Origin of the sequence: Amycolatopsis sp. NPDC057786, assembly GCF_042797905.1 — a bacterium.
Classification (GTDB): domain Bacteria; phylum Actinomycetota; class Actinomycetes; order Mycobacteriales; family Pseudonocardiaceae; genus Amycolatopsis.
This window is the reverse complement of record NZ_JBHVKW010000051.1, coordinates 16,986-31,143: the sequence shown is the minus strand read 5'-3', so window position 1 is coordinate 31,143 and position 14,158 is coordinate 16,986. Positions and strand designations below refer to the sequence as shown.

The window sequence follows — 14,158 nt, the reverse complement described above, 5'->3', positions numbered from 1 at the left end:
ACCGATGAGCGCTGTTGACCGGCTGGCGGCCGCCATGTCCAGGCAGGACGCCGCCATCACGGAGCAGTTGGAGCAGCGCGGGCTGCGGGAGCGGCATCTCGCCGACGCCAAGGCCCAGGCGGCGGAGACCATGCAGAAGGACGCCGCCATCCACGACAAGTACGCCGCGCACATGCAGGAGCTGGGGAAGCGGAGCAAGGAGGCGGGCGGCTGGCTGACCGGCAAGACGACCGCCGACCGCAGCCACACGATCGGCTTCGACATCGAGGACGACGACAAGCCGGACGCCCGGTTCGCCGAGTTCGGTGCCCGTGCCGACGTGTCGCGGCCGGTGCCGCCTCCGCCGCCGCTCCCGGTCGCGCCGGGGGTGCCCGGAATGCCGGCGACGGTGGACGTCCCACCCGCGGCGCCCACGCCCGCTCCCAGTGCCGCGGCGCCCGAAGAGCCTGGCACACCCGCGCGTCGCCGCGGTCGTCACGCCCGTGACGACAAGGGATTCGACGACGACGATTTCTCGAACAACTCGTGGATGGTCGACTGACCGGCTTCACCCCGGATCGCGTTTAGCGGGCTAAACGCGATCCGGGCGTCAGGCGGCGGGTTCGTCCTGGAGCTCGATGGGGGCGCGTTTGACGTCGGCGTCCAGCAGAGGCTGGTACTTCGTCGTCCCCGTCAGGTGAGTGAGAAAGAACGCGGTGAACAGCGCCCGCGTGAGCTGTTGGGTCCCGCGGTGCGGCTTCCCGTGCAGCAACAGCTGGCTCCAGTGCCTGCCCTCGGTGACGCCGAGGTGCGACGACTTCCCGAGCTTCCGAAGCTGCACTGGTCCGCCCCACGCGTCCGCGATCGCCTCGGCATGTCCGACGGGTGGCGCGACCAGGTCTTCGCCCGCCGCGAGGTGCAGGCCGGGCGCGGTCACCGACCGGGCCGACACGGTCGCCGGCGGCAGCGTCTGCGCGGGGGTGATGGTCGCGACCGCGCGGATCTCGGGCCGCTCGTCGTTGTCGGCGGCCTGCGCGGCGGCCAGTACCGCCGAACCGCCGCCGGTCGAATGCCCGGCGAGGCCGAGTTTCGACGGGTCGACGCTGATGCCGTCCGGTCCGAGGCGGACCGTCGTGATCAAGTCGAGTGTCGTGAGCAGGTCACCTGCCAGCAGCCGGTGCGAAGGCAGCGGACCGCGCTGGGTGGCCGGGGCCGCCGCGACGATGCCCCAGCTCGCGAGGTGCCGGAGCAGATGCCGATAGCTCCCGGTCGGCTGCAACCAGCCGTGCCCGAATGCGATCGCGGGCAGACCGAGGCCCGAACGGGGGGTGAACACGACGCCGGGCAGTCCGACCAGGGCGAGGTTGCCGCGCAGAACCTCGTGCGGACCTGGGTGAGACAGCTCCGCGAGCAGCTGCTTGGGCTTGCTGGCCATGCTCGTGACCTTACTGCCCGCGCCCCCGTCCGGCCCGCGCGCCGCCCCGGCGTTCGCCTTTAGCGGGCTAACCGCGCTGCTTAGCGTGCCTAAGCGTCACGTTTAGCCCGCTAAACGCAGGTGCGGGCGCCCGGGCGAAGGGGCCGAATTTCCGTCGTTAGGCTGGTGGCCGTGTGTGGAATCGTGGGATACGTCGGACACCGCCCGGCTCTGGACGTCGTCATCGGCGGGCTTCGCCGGATGGAGTACCGCGGCTATGACTCGGCGGGCGTCGCCGTCCTCGACGGCGTCGGCGCGCTGAACGTCGAGCGCAAAGCGGGCCGCCTGGCCAACCTGGAGACCCAGCTCGACACCGTCGGCAGGGACGCCTTCACCGGCACCGCCGGGATGGGCCACACCCGCTGGGCCACCCACGGCGCCCCGGTCGACCGCAACTCGCACCCGCACCGCGACGCCTCCCAGCGCGTCGCCGTCGTGCACAACGGCATCATCGAGAACTTCGCCGCCCTGCGCGCCGAGCTCGAGGCCGAAGGCGTCGAGATGGCGAGCGACACCGACTCCGAGACCGCCGCCCACCTGATCGCCCGCGCCTACACCGAGGGCGACACGAAGGGCGACTTCCCGGCCAGCGTCGCCGCGGTCTGCCGTCGTCTCGAAGGCGCGTTCACCTTGGTCGTGAGCATCGCCGACCAGCCGGACACCATCGTCGCCGCCCGTCGTTCGTCACCGCTGGTCGTCGGTGTCGGTGAGGGCGAGCACTTCGTCGCTTCCGACGTCGCCGCGTTCATCGAGCACACCCGCGAGGCGGTCGAGCTCGGTCAGGACCAGCTCGTCGTGATCACCCGTGACGGCTACGCGGTCACCGACTTCCACGGTGACGCCGCGCAGGCCAAGCCGTTCACGGTCGACTGGGACCTCTCGGCCGCGGAAAAGGGCGGCCACGAGTACTTCATGCTCAAGGAGATCGAGGAGCAGCCGGAGGCGCTGGCGAACACGCTGCGCGGCCACTTCGACGGCGGCCGGATCATCCTCGACGAGCAGCGCATCTCCGACCAGGACCTGCGTGACGTCGACAAGGTCTTCGTCGTCGCCTGTGGTTCCGCCTACCACTCCGGCCTCGTCGCCAAGTACGCCATCGAGCACTGGTGCCGCCTGCCGGTCGAGGTCGAACTGGCCAGCGAGTTCCGCTACCGCGACCCGGTGCTGGACCGCGCGACGCTGGTCGTCGCCGTCTCCCAGTCGGGCGAGACCGCGGACACCCTCGAAGCCGTCCGCCACGCCCGCGAGCAGAAGGCCCGCGTCCTGGCGGTCTGCAACACCAACGGCGCGCAGATCCCGCGCGAGTCCGACGCCGTCCTCTACACGCACGCCGGTCCGGAGATCGGCGTCGCCTCGACCAAGGCCTTCCTCGCGCAGATCGCGGCCAACTACCTGGTCGGCCTGGCGCTCGCGCAGGCCCGTGGCACCAAGTACCCGGACGAGGTCGCCCGCGAGTTCGCCGAACTCGAGGCCATGCCCGCCGCGGTGCAGAAGGTCCTGTCCACTGTGGACCAGGTCCGCGACCTCGGCCGCCGGATCGCCGACTCGAAGGCCGTGCTGTTCCTCGGCCGTCACGTCGGTTTCCCGGTCGCCCTCGAAGGCGCGCTGAAGCTCAAGGAACTGGCGTACATGCACGCCGAGGGCTTCGCCGCGGGCGAGCTCAAGCACGGCCCGATCGCGCTGATCGAAGGAGGCCTGCCCGTCGTCGTGGTGATGCCGTCGCCTAAGGGACGCGCGGTGCTGCACTCGAAGCTGGTGTCGAACATCAGCGAGATCCAGGCGCGCGGCGCCCGCACGATCGTGATCGCGGAGGAGGGCGACGAGACCGTCCGCCCGTTCGCCGACGAACTGATCGAGATCCCGGCCGTGCCGACGCTGCTGCAGCCGCTGGTCTCCACGGTGCCGCTGCAGGTGCTGGCCGCCGAGATCGCCCGCACGCGCGGGTACGACGTCGACAAGCCGCGTAACCTGGCGAAGTCGGTCACCGTCGAGTAAAGACCGGAGGCGTCGTGCAGGGAATCTGGACCACGGAACGGATTCGCGCGGCGGAGGACCGGTTGCTCGCCGTCACTCCCGACGGCGAGCTCATGCGGCGCGCGGCGTTCGGCCTCGCGGTACACGCCGCCGACATGCTCGGCGAGCACACGGGTTCGGTGTCCGGGCGACGGGTGACGCTGCTCGTCGGCTCGGGTAACAACGGCGGTGACGCCCTGTGGGCGGGCGCCTTCCTGCGTCGCCGCAATGTGGCCGTCTCGGCGATCCTGCTGAAGCCTGAACGTGCGCACGGCCCCGGCTTGGCCGCCTTGAAGCGATCCGGCGGCAAGATCGTGTCCCTTGAGGACGGTCCACAGTGGATCCGGCGAGCCGACCTCGTCGTCGACGGGATCGTCGGTATCTCGGCGCGCGGGCCGCTGCGGCCGGATGCCGCGGCGTTGCTGGAGCACGTGAGTTCGCCGGTGCTCGCGGTCGATCTGCCGAGCGGGGTGGATCCGGACACCGGCGCCGTCGACGGCCCGGCGGTCGTGGCGGATCGGACCGTCACCTTCGGCGCGCTCAAGCCGGTGCACGCCCTCGCGCCCGCGTCGTGCGGTGAGGTGTCCCTGGTGGACATCGGGCTGCGGCTCAGCGACCCCGATCTGCGGCGACTCGACACGGCGGACGTCGCAGCCGCGTGGCCGATGCCCGGCCCGGACGACGACAAGTACAGCCAGGGCGTGGTCGGAGTGGCCGCCGGATCGGCGACCTATCCGGGGGCGGCCGTGCTCGCGGCCGGTGCGGCGGTGCGGGCGACGTCCGGGCTGGTGCGTTACGCCGGTCATGCGGCGGACGTCGTGCGCGGGCAGTGGCCCGAGATCATCGCGACGGGTTCGGTGACCGACGCGGGCCGGGTGCAGGCCTGGGTCGTCGGGCCGGGGATCGGCACCGGGAATGAGGGGCGGGACGTGCTGCGGTTCGTGCTCGGCCGCGGCGTGCCGGTGTGCGCGGACGCCGACGCGACGACGATCATCGCGCGTTCGCCCGACGTGCTCGACGCGCGCGATCCGGACACGCCGCTCGTGCTGACGCCGCACGCGGGGGAGTTCGAGCGGCTCATGGGCGCGCCGCCGGGTGCGGACCGGGTCGCGGCGGCGCGGTCGGCCGCGCGGAAGTACGACGCCGTCGTGCTGTTGAAGGGGCACTGCACGGTGGTCGCGGCGCCGGACGGGCGGGCACTGGTGAACACGCCGCGAGGGTCGTGGCTCGCGACGGCGGGTTCGGGGGACGTGCTGTCCGGTCTGGTCGGCGCGTTGCTCGCTTCGGGGCTGGATCCGTGGCTGGCGGCCGGCGCGGCCGCGCACGTCCATTCCCTAGCCGGCTCCCTCGCCGCCGACGGCGCCCCGACCTCGGCTTCCGGCATCCTCGGCGCCGTCCCGGATGCCATCCGGTCCGTGCGCTCCCTGACCTCCTGACCAGAGCCCCGACCTGCGTTTAGCCCCCTAACCGCGCTCTGCTGGCGGGTGCCCTCAGAGCGCGATTAGGGGGCTAAACGCAGGTCCGGGCGTCGGAGGGGAAGGTGGCAAGAAATGCGAGAGTTATCGAGTTACGTGTTAACTCCGGGCGAATAATCTGGTAAGAAGCAGGTGTGAGCGCCGACACCCACCCCGCCGAGACCGCGATGGTCCGTGTCGTGAACGGTGTCGCCCATGTCTAAGACCAGGCCATCGGACGCCGCCGTCGAGCACCGGCGCCAGGAGATCCTCGACCACGTCATCGCCACCGGCGAGGTCCGCATCGACGACCTCACCGCCCGCTTCGGGGTCAGCCTGATGACGATGCACCGCGACCTCGACGATCTCGCCGACCGTCGCCTCCTCCGCAAACTCCGCGGCAAGGTCGAGGCCTACCCCGCGACGACCATGGAGTCCGCCGCCCGCTTCCGCGACACCTTCAACCAGGCCACGAAGGACGCCCTTGGCGAGGCCGCCGCGGCGCACGTCCACTCCGGCCAGACGGTCTTCGTCGACGACTCGACGACGCTCTTCCCGCTCGTCCGCCGCCTCGGCCAGGTCGAAGACCTCACCGTCATCACCAACTCGCTCGAAGCCGCTCGCATCCTCGGCCCGGCCAAGAGCGTCGAGGTCGTCCTGGCGGGCGGCCGCTACCACCACGAGTTCGACTCGTGCGCCGGCCCGGACGTCGTCGGGTTCCTCGACCGCACACACGCCGACATCGCGTTCGTCTCGGTCGCCGCGGTCGCGGTCGGCCGCCTGTTCCACCCGGTCCAGGACTACGCCGAACTCAAGAAGGCCGCGCTGCGCACCGCGGACCGCAACGTCCTGGTCGTCGACAACTCCAAGTTCGGCCGCACCGCGACTTACGCGTACGGCGACATCGGCGACTACGACCTCCTGATCACCGACGAAGAGGCGCCGACCGAGGAGATCGAGGCGGCGCTGACCGCGGGAACCGCCATCGAGCAGGTCGAGTGCGCACCGGAGGGCCCGGAATATGAGTTCTGACCTCGTCGCCGGAATCGACTCGTCGACCCAGTCGACGAAGGTCGTCGTCTGTGACGCGAACACCGGCGAGATCGTCCGCACCGGCCGCGCCTCGCACCCCGACGGCACGGAGGTCGCCCCCGCCGCGTGGTGGGAGGCGTTCCGCGAAGCCACCGACGGCCTGCTCGACGGCGTCGGCGCCATCGGCATCGGTGGTCAGCAGCACGGCATGGTCGCCCTCGACGAGGCGGGCGAAGTCGTCCGGCCCGCCTTGCTGTGGAACGACACCCGGTCCGCGAAGGCGGCAGAAGACCTCAGCGGCGAGCTCGGTCCGGAAAGCTGGGCGAAGTCCGTCGGCTCGGTGCCGGTCGCCAGCTTCACCATCACGAAGCTGCGCTGGATGGCCGAGAACGAGCCAGAGCTGGCCGATCGCGTCGCCAGTGTCCTGCTCCCGCACGACTGGCTGACCTGGCGGTTGCTGGGCGGCGGCGCCGAGCCGGTCACCGATCGCGGTGACGCTTCCGGCACCGGCTACTTCTCGCCCGCCACCGGCGAGTACCGCCAAGACCTCCTGGCGCACGCGTTCGGCGGCCGCACACCCGAACTGCCCAAGGTCATCGGCCCCGCCGAAGCCGCGGGCCGCACCCCGGACGGGATCCTGGTCTCGGCCGGAACCGGCGACAACATGGCCGCCGCGTTCGGTCTCGAACTCGCCCCCGGCGACGTCGTCGTCTCGCTGGGCACCAGCGGTACCGTCTTCGGCGTCTCCGAAACCGCGAGCGCCGACCCCTCCGGCATCGTCGCGGGATTCGCCGACGCCACCGGCCGCTTCCTCCCGCTGGCCTGCACCCTCAACGCGGCCCGCGTGCTCACGGCCACGTCCGCGATGCTCGGCGTCGAACTCGCGGAGTTCGACAAGCTGGCGCTCGCGGCCGGGCCCGGCTCCGGCGGCCTCACCTTCCTGCCATACCTCGACGGTGAGCGGACGCCGAACCTGCCGGACGCCAACGGCACGCTCTTCGGCCTGACCCGCGCGAACATGATCCCCGAGAATCTCGCCCGCGCGGCTGTCGAAGGCATGCTGTGCGGTCTCGCCGCCGGACTCGACGCGCTGCGCGAGCAGGGACTCGAAGTGCGCCGCGTGCTCCTGATCGGAGGCGGCGCGCAATCGGCTGCCGTCCGCGCGGTCGCGCCGATCGTGTTCGGCGTGCCCGTCGTCATCCCCGAAGTCGCCGAGTACGTCGCGGTCGGTGCCGCGCGGCAGGCGGCCTGGGCCCTCGCTTCCAGCACGGAACCTCCCCGCTGGCAGGAACAGCACGGCTACACCCCACTCGAGCCGACCGAGGCGGACCGCGCCGAGGGGCACCGAATCCAGCAACGGCATCTCGAAGCCCGCGAACTCGGGCACGGCATTTCCGCGAAACCGAAAGAGGACTGAACCGATGGCCACGATCACCTACGACAAGGCGACCCGGCGCTACGCGGGCTCCGAGCGGCCCGCCGTGGACGCACTCGACCTCGAGATCGCCGACGGCGAATTCCTCGTGCTGGTCGGGCCTTCCGGCTGTGGCAAGTCCACCAGCCTCCGGATGCTCGCCGGCCTCGAAGACATCGACGAAGGCGCCGTGTGGATCGGCGATCGCGACGTCACACAGCTGCCGCCGCGTGCCCGCGACATCGCGATGGTGTTCCAGAACTACGCGCTGTACCCGCATATGACCGTGGGCCAGAACATGGGGTTCGCGCTGAAGATCGCGGGCCGCCCGGCGTCGGAGATCAAGCAGAAGGTGCTCGACGCGGCCAAGCTGCTCGACATCGAGCAGTACCTCGACCGCAAGCCGAAAGCGCTCTCCGGTGGTCAGCGCCAGCGTGTCGCGATGGGCCGTGCCATCGTGCGCGAGCCGCAGGTCTTCCTCATGGACGAGCCGCTGTCGAACCTCGACGCGAAGCTGCGTGTCTCCACCCGTACGCAGATCGCCGCGCTGCAGCGCCGCCTCGGCGTCACCACCGTGTACGTCACGCACGACCAGGTCGAGGCCATGACGATGGGTGACCGGGTCGCGGTCCTCTCGGACGGTCTCCTGCAGCAGTGCGACACCCCGCGCGCCCTGTACGACCGGCCCGCAAACGCTTTCGTCGCCGGCTTCATCGGCTCGCCCGCGATGAACCTCGTCACCGCGAAGCTCACCGAAGACGGCGCCGAGCTGGGCGGTGCGCGCGTGCCGCTGACCCGCGAGATCCTCGCCAAGGCCGACGGCGACACGGTCACCCTCGGCTTCCGTCCGGAGTCGCTCGAGGTGACCACCAGCGAGGACGGCACCGTGCCGGTCAAGGTCGACCTCGTCGAGGAGCTCGGCTCGGACGCGTACGTGTACGGCAAGCTGGCCGAGACCGACGCCGAAGGCACGAAGTCGAACGTCGTCACCCGCGTCGACCCGCGCAAGCCGCCGGCCATGGGTGACACGCTGCACCTGCGGATCCGTCCCGACGAGCTGCACGTGTTCTCCGCCACCGACGGGGCGCGCCTGTCCTGAGCCGGTTCGTGGGAAACTGGTGGTCGTTATGACCGCCAGTTTCCCGCGTGCCGAGGTCGTCATCGACCTGTCCGCCATCCGGCACAACGTCGCCCTGCTCGCATCCCGCGCCCCCTCGGCCCAGACCATGGCCGTGGTCAAGGCGGACGGCTACGGGCACGGAGCCATCGAGGTCGCCCGTGCCGCCGTCGAGGGTGGGGCCACCTGGCTGGGCACCTGCTCCCTCGGCGAGGCGCTCGCGCTGCGCCGGGCGGGAATCGGAGTCCGTCTCTTCAGCTGGCTCGACACTCCCGAAGCCGACTTCGCGCCCGCGGTCGCCGAAGACATCGACGTCGCCGTCAGCTCCCTTGACGAGCTGGCCCGCGTGGCCGACGGCGCTCGCCGGGCACGCGACTTTAGCGGGCTAAACGCGATCTGCCGGGTGCACCTCAAGATCGACACCGGGCTGTCCCGAAACGGCTGCCCACCTGCGGAATGGCCGGCGTTGGTCAAGGCCGCGGCGGCCGCGAAGCCGCTCATCGAGGTCGTCGCCATCTGGTCGCACCTCGCCTGCGCCGACGAGCCCGGCCACCCCTCCATCGACGCCCAGGCGAAGCGGTTCGAGGAGGCCTACGACATCGCCCGCGCCGCCGGCCTGGACCCGATGCGGCATATCGCGAACTCCGCCGCCGTGCTGACCAGGCCCGACCTGCACTTCGACCTCGTCCGCCCCGGGATCGCGATCTACGGGCTGAACCCGGTGCCGACCGGCGACGACCTGCGCCCGGCGATGACCTTCAAGTCCTCCGTCGTGCTCACGAAACGGATCCCGGCCGGCGAGTCGGTCTCGTACGGCCACAGCTGGACGGCCGAACGCGACACCACCCTCGCGCTGGTCCCCGTCGGATACGCCGACGGCGTGCCGCGTTCGCTGTCCGGGCGGATGGACGTCCTGCTCGCCGGGAAGCGACGGCCGGTCGTCGGCCGTGTCTGTATGGACCAGCTCATCGTCGACTGCGGAGACGACGAGCCGCCCATCGGCAGCGAAGTGATCCTCTTCGGCGTAGGCGCTTCGGGCGAGCCGACGGCCCGGGAATGGGCCGACAAGCTGGGGACGATCGACTACGAGATCGTGACTTCGATGTACCGCCCGCGGATCCACCGGACGTATCTGGAGGCAGGTTCGTGACACCTTCACGAAGACTGCTGGCCATAGTCGGCGGAGTCGGGGCGGTGGCCACCGGCACCGCCGCGGCGATCGCCGTCGCCGCACAGCAGCGGCGGCAGAGTGAGGATCCGTTCGTGGACGAGCCGTTGGGGGATCTCGCGCCGGATCGGACCTCGACAGTGGCGGCGGAGGACGGCACGCCGCTCGCGGTCGAGGAGATCGATCCGGCCGATGGAGGAGAACCGGAGCTGACCGTCGTCGGCGTGCACGGTTTCGCGCTGTCGAAGCGCTGCTGGCATTTTCAGCGGCGAGACCTCGCGTCGCTGAAGCTGCCGCGGGTGCGTCAGGTGTACTTCGACCATCGCGGGCACGGGCAATCCGGCGCCGCGACCGCCGAGACCAGCACCATCGAGCAGCTGGCGCGCGACCTCGACATGGTCCTGCGTTCGGTGGTGCCGGAGGGGCCCATCGTGCTCATGGGGCACTCGATGGGCGGCATGGTGATCATGGAACTCGCCTCGGAACATCCCGAGCTGTTCGACGACCGTGTCTGCGGCGTCGCGTTCATCGCGACCGCGGCGGGCGAAGTGGGCGCTCGGGGACTGCCGAGATCACTGCTCTCGAAGTACAACCCGCTCACGCGAGGCGTCGGCGGACTGGCCGGCTGGCAGCCGGGACTCGTCGAATTCGTGCGCGCGGCGGGCGGGCAGCTGACCCGGCAGGCCGTGCGCAGGCTCGCCTTCGGCAGCCGTGACGTGTCGCCGCGACTTGTCGACTTCATGCTGGAAATGCTCGAGGTCACGCCGGTGCGCGGGCTCGTGAACTTCGTCGACACGCTCGGCAGCCACAATCGGTACGCCGCGCTCGCCGGCCTGAAGCACGCGCACGTGCTGGTCGTCGGCGGGGATTCCGACCGGTTCACGCCGATCGCGCACGCCGAGCGGATCGCGGCGGAGCTGCCGGACGCGGAGCTGGTGCGCGTCCGCGGCGCGGGGCACATGGTGCAGCTGGAACAACCCGAACTGGTGAACAGTCACCTGATCGACTTGGTGCAACGGTGCACGGGCACCGATGGTGAGACTTCCGAACGGCGGACCTGGTGGTGGCAACGCTGATGAATTTCGCTTTCCCAACTCCCGAAGCGACGATGGAATTCGGGCGAGAGCTGGGACGTTCGTTGCGCGCGGGCGACCTCGTGCTGCTCGCCGGGCCGCTCGGGGCGGGCAAGACGACGCTGACCCGCGGTATCGCGGACGGTCTCGGGGTCGGCGGGCGGGTCAGCTCGCCGACGTTCGTGCTCGCCAGGGTGCATCCGGCCGGGGCTTCCGGGGTCGCGCTGGTGCACGTGGACGCGTACCGGCTCGGCGGGGATCTCTCGCAGCTGGACGACCTGGACCTCGACACCGAATTGGAGCGGTCCGCGCTGGTCGTCGAATGGGGCGAGGGGTCCGCCGAACGGCTGTCGGACGACTACCTCGTCGTCCGCCTTGAACGCCGCGAAGACGATGTCCGCTTGGTCACCCTGGAACCTCACGGCACCTGGACGTCCCGCACGCCCGACCTGCGTTTAGCGGGCTAATCGCGATCTGGCGCCGACCTGCGTTTAGCCCCCTAATCGCGATTCGGGCCGACCACCGGGCGCGCGATCCCCAGGTCGACGAGGTCTTGGGGGCGTAGCCGCAGTCGGTCCGCGAGGGCGGGGACTTCGTCGGCGGGCAGCTTGAGGATCGCCGCGGCCGCCTCCGGTGAGGTCACCGAGAAGTACGCGCCGGGCGTCACCCACGTCGACCCGGGCGCCGCGAACGCGAGCGCGCCCCCGGACCCACCTTCCCCGATCACCAGCGTCGTGATCGGCACGGCCGCGCTCGCGACCGCCTCGAACAACTCCGCGATCGCCGCGCCGGCCCCGGCCCGCTCGGCCGCCTCGTCGTTCGCCGCGCCCGGGGTGTCGACGAGGGTGAGGACCGGGATTTCGAGCCTCGACGCGAGCCGCACCAGACGCGCCGCCGTTCGAAAGCCCGCGGGCGACGTCGGCGTTCCGCACTGCGCCGCGTACGCGATCGCGCGGCCGCTTCGCCATCCGAAGCCGCACAAGACACCGGAGTCGACTCCGCCGCACCTGTCGCCCGAGATCTCCTCACGCCAGTCGAAGTACGCGTCGAGGTACTCCGCCGCCCTCGGCCGCTCGGCGGAGCGCGCGGCTTGGACCGCGTCCCATCCGCTGTCGGGCAAGTCCATCGCTCCGAGCGCGCCAGGCGGCTCCGCGGCTTCCGGCGTCGGCGAAGTCAGGAGGCGCAGCCACCGTTCCAGTGCCGCGGGGAGTTCGGAAGGCAGCACGATCTGGTCGACCTGGCCCCACGCGAGCTTCGCTTCGGCCGTGTACGCCTCCGCGGGCGCGCCGGCGGGCCGCACACGGGAACCGGCGAAACCGACCTGTGCCCCGGGCAGCGCGAGAACGACGTCGGCGCTCGCACCGAGGGTCGCCCAGCCACCGCCCGTGGTCGGATCGCGCAGCACTGAGATCTGCGGCACCGACCGAGCTCCGGCCGCCGCCCGCGCGATGCGCTGCAACTGCGAAAGCGCCCGCATCCCGTGCTGCATGCGGCTGCCGCCGGTCGCGATCAGCGACACCACCGGCAACCGGGATTCGACCGCCCGCGCGAACGCCGCTTCGACGCGATCACCGGTCCGCTGACCGATCGACCCGCCCAGAAAGCCGAACTCGAACGCGATCACGACCGCCTCAACGTCACCGATCGTGGCGGTCCCGCAGACCACGGACTCGTCTTCTCCGGTCCGCTCTTCGGCGGCCACACGTGCCGAGCCGTAGCCCGGCCAGCCGATCGGCCCGTCGTCCGGTTCCTCGGAACGCGGAGCATCCAGCTCCTCGAAACCGGTCGCGATCTCCTTGATGACGGACCGCGCCGAGGACCTGCTCATCCGAGCGCCCGCTTCATGACCTTGCCCATGTCGTTGCGCGGCAACGCTTCCAGGTAACGGACCACCCGAGGCCGTTTGTGCGGCGACAACAGGCGCGAGACGTGGTCGGCGAGTTCCGACTCCGCCGGGCGTTCTCCTTCGGGCACCACCCAGGCCACGATGCGCTCGCCGAGGTCGTCGTCGGGTTCGCCGGTCACCGCCACCTCCGCGACGCCGGGATGCTCCATGAGCGCGTTCTCGATCTCACCCGCGCCGATCTTGTAACCGCCGCTCTTGATCAGATCCGTCGCCTTCCGGCCGACGATCTTCACGTAGCCGGCCGCGTCGCGTGTCGCCATGTCACCGGTCCGGAACCAGCCGTCGTCGAAGGCGGCTTCGGTGGCGTCGGGGCGGTTGAGGTACTCGGTGAACAGGTTCGGACCGCGGACCTGGATCTCGCCGACGGTCTCGACCTCCTCGACAGGCTCGCCCGCTTCGTCGACCAGCCGGAGATCGACACCGCGCAGTGGGACACCGACCGTGCCGGGCACGTGCTCGCCGTCGGCGCGGATGCTGGTGTTCATGAGGGTCTCGGTCATCCCGTAGCGCTCGATCACGCGCCTGCCGGTCGCCGCGGTGATGCGCTGGTGGTCGTGAACGGGCAGTGCGGCCGATCCGGAGACGAGCAGCCGGGCGCTGCTGAGCGCTTCGGCGAGCGACGGGTTTTCGCCGACTTCGCCCGCGATGCGGTGGTACATGGTCGGGACGCCGAACATCATCGTCGCTCCGGAGGCGAGTTCGCGTGCGACGCCTTCGGTGGAGAAGCGACCGAGATGCCGGACCGAGCCGCCGCGCCGGAGCGGCCCGAGGATGCCGAGGATCAGGCCGTGCACGTGGAACAGCGGGAGGCCGTGGACCAGGACGTCGTCAGCGGTCCATTCCCAGGCGTCCTCGAGCGCGTCGAGAGTGGTCGAGATGGCGCGCCGGGGGAGGACGACGCCCTTGGGCGGGCCCGTGGTGCCGGAGGTGTAGACGATCAGGGCCGGGGCTTCGGCGTCCGGTTCCGCGGAGAGATCGACAGGCGCGCCTTCCAGGAGGACGTCGCGGCGCGGCAGGCCGCTGAGTCCCGCAGGCAGGTCGACGCCCGGTTCGGTGAGTACGAGGACGGGCTCGCTGTCGGTGAGGATGTGCGCGAGTTCGCGCTCGCCGATCTTCGGGTTGAGCGGGATGGCGGGGACGCCTGCGAGCAGGGCGGCGACGACGGCGACGCTGGTGTGCACCGACGGCGTCGCCCAGACGGCGACCCGGCCGCGCGGCAGGTCGCGGGCGAGGGTGCCGGCGACGGCCGCGACGTCGTCGTAAGTGAGGGAGATGTCGCCGAAGCGCAGCGCCTCCTTGGCCGAGCCGCTCGCCAGCGTGGGGAACAACCGATCGGGCACCGTGTGACCTCCTGCTCGACTCCGCCGGCCGGGGCGCGTGGCCCTCGCAGGACCGTACCGCGCTGCCCACCCGCACCCCTGCGACCTGCTTCACACGGTGGGCCGACCTGCGTTTAGCCCCCTAATCGCGATCCGCAGGTCTGGAGCGCCAAGGTCCACCGGACCGCGTTTAGCGGGCTAAACGCGGT

At 71.0% G+C, this 14,158-nt stretch carries 12 protein-coding genes; 9 read left to right on the top strand and 3 right to left on the bottom strand.

Annotated elements, in window-relative coordinates; genetic code table 11:
- Window positions 1-4 precede the first annotated feature (4 nt).
- Window positions 5-541: a hypothetical protein gene (locus ACFVM3_RS24235; RefSeq protein ID WP_378441961.1), complete on the top strand. Its 537-nt coding sequence runs from the start codon at window positions 5-7 to the stop codon at window positions 539-541.
- Between the two features lie 48 nt (window positions 542-589).
- On the opposite strand, the gene ACFVM3_RS24230 is transcribed toward ACFVM3_RS24235, so the two are convergent.
- Window positions 590-1,414, bottom strand: coding sequence for a dienelactone hydrolase family protein (locus tag ACFVM3_RS24230; RefSeq protein WP_378441959.1), 825 nt, complete (start codon window positions 1,412-1,414; stop codon window positions 590-592).
- Between the two features lie 171 nt (window positions 1,415-1,585).
- On the opposite strand from ACFVM3_RS24230, the gene glmS reads away from it, so the two are divergent.
- From glmS to tsaE, 8 genes are all read left to right on the top strand, one after another.
- Window positions 1,586-3,448 carry a glutamine--fructose-6-phosphate transaminase (isomerizing) gene (gene glmS, locus ACFVM3_RS24225; RefSeq protein ID WP_378441958.1) on the top strand — a complete coding sequence of 621 codons (1,863 nt, stop codon included), beginning with the start codon at window positions 1,586-1,588 and terminating at the stop codon, window positions 3,446-3,448.
- A gap of 14 nt (window positions 3,449-3,462) precedes the next feature.
- Window positions 3,463-4,902, top strand: a complete 1,440-nt coding sequence (locus tag ACFVM3_RS24220; protein ID WP_378441956.1) for an NAD(P)H-hydrate dehydratase — start codon at window positions 3,463-3,465, stop codon at window positions 4,900-4,902.
- Between the two features lie 234 nt (window positions 4,903-5,136).
- Window positions 5,137-5,952: a DeoR/GlpR family DNA-binding transcription regulator gene (locus ACFVM3_RS24215; protein WP_378441954.1), complete on the top strand. Its 816-nt coding sequence runs from the start codon at window positions 5,137-5,139 to the stop codon at window positions 5,950-5,952.
- Entirely contained in the window at window positions 5,942-7,369 is a 1,428-nt protein-coding gene (gene xylB, locus ACFVM3_RS24210; RefSeq protein WP_378441952.1) for a xylulokinase, read from the top strand. The genes ACFVM3_RS24215 and xylB overlap by 11 nt, the downstream gene beginning before the upstream one ends.
- 4 nt (window positions 7,370-7,373) lie before the next feature.
- Window positions 7,374-8,465, top strand: a complete 1,092-nt coding sequence (locus ACFVM3_RS24205; protein WP_034304347.1) for an ABC transporter ATP-binding protein — start codon at window positions 7,374-7,376, stop codon at window positions 8,463-8,465.
- 28 nt (window positions 8,466-8,493) lie between these two features.
- Window positions 8,494-9,633: an alanine racemase gene (gene alr, locus ACFVM3_RS24200; RefSeq protein WP_378441950.1), complete on the top strand. Its 1,140-nt coding sequence runs from the start codon at window positions 8,494-8,496 to the stop codon at window positions 9,631-9,633.
- Entirely contained in the window at window positions 9,630-10,727 is a 1,098-nt protein-coding gene (locus tag ACFVM3_RS24195) for an alpha/beta fold hydrolase (RefSeq protein WP_199745637.1), read from the top strand. Before alr ends, ACFVM3_RS24195 begins: the two co-directional genes overlap by 4 nt.
- On the top strand, window positions 10,727-11,191 hold the full coding sequence (tsaE, locus tag ACFVM3_RS24190; RefSeq protein WP_378441947.1) for a tRNA (adenosine(37)-N6)-threonylcarbamoyltransferase complex ATPase subunit type 1 TsaE: 465 nt from the start codon (window positions 10,727-10,729) through the stop codon (window positions 11,189-11,191). The genes ACFVM3_RS24195 and tsaE overlap by 1 nt, the downstream gene beginning before the upstream one ends.
- A 32-nt stretch (window positions 11,192-11,223) precedes the next feature.
- Here tsaE and ACFVM3_RS24185 read toward each other — a convergent pair whose 3' ends face one another.
- Both ACFVM3_RS24185 and ACFVM3_RS24180 read right to left on the bottom strand, forming a co-directional pair.
- Complete coding sequence (locus ACFVM3_RS24185) at window positions 11,224-12,552, bottom strand: carboxyl transferase domain-containing protein (protein WP_378441946.1); 1,329 nt, start codon at window positions 12,550-12,552, stop codon at window positions 11,224-11,226.
- Complete coding sequence (locus tag ACFVM3_RS24180) at window positions 12,549-13,970, bottom strand: acyl-CoA synthetase (protein ID WP_378441944.1); 1,422 nt, start codon at window positions 13,968-13,970, stop codon at window positions 12,549-12,551. The genes ACFVM3_RS24185 and ACFVM3_RS24180 overlap by 4 nt, the downstream gene beginning before the upstream one ends.
- Between the last annotated feature and the right edge of the window lie 188 nt (window positions 13,971-14,158).

Coding starts and splice junctions, on each gene's coding strand:
- alr (WP_378441950.1), top strand. CDS start 8,494: ATGACCGCCAGTTTCCCGCGTGCCGAGGTCGTCATCGACCTGTCCGCC.
- tsaE (WP_378441947.1), top strand. CDS start 10,727: ATGAATTTCGCTTTCCCAACTCCCGAAGCGACGATGGAATTCGGGCGA.
- ACFVM3_RS24230 (WP_378441959.1), bottom strand. CDS start 1,414: ATGGCCAGCAAGCCCAAGCAGCTGCTCGCGGAGCTGTCTCACCCAGGT.
- ACFVM3_RS24215 (WP_378441954.1), top strand. CDS start 5,137: ATGTCTAAGACCAGGCCATCGGACGCCGCCGTCGAGCACCGGCGCCAG.
- xylB (WP_378441952.1), top strand. CDS start 5,942: ATGAGTTCTGACCTCGTCGCCGGAATCGACTCGTCGACCCAGTCGACG.
- ACFVM3_RS24185 (WP_378441946.1), bottom strand. CDS start 12,552: ATGAGCAGGTCCTCGGCGCGGTCCGTCATCAAGGAGATCGCGACCGGT.
- ACFVM3_RS24235 (WP_378441961.1), top strand. CDS start 5: ATGAGCGCTGTTGACCGGCTGGCGGCCGCCATGTCCAGGCAGGACGCC.
- ACFVM3_RS24205 (WP_034304347.1), top strand. CDS start 7,374: ATGGCCACGATCACCTACGACAAGGCGACCCGGCGCTACGCGGGCTCC.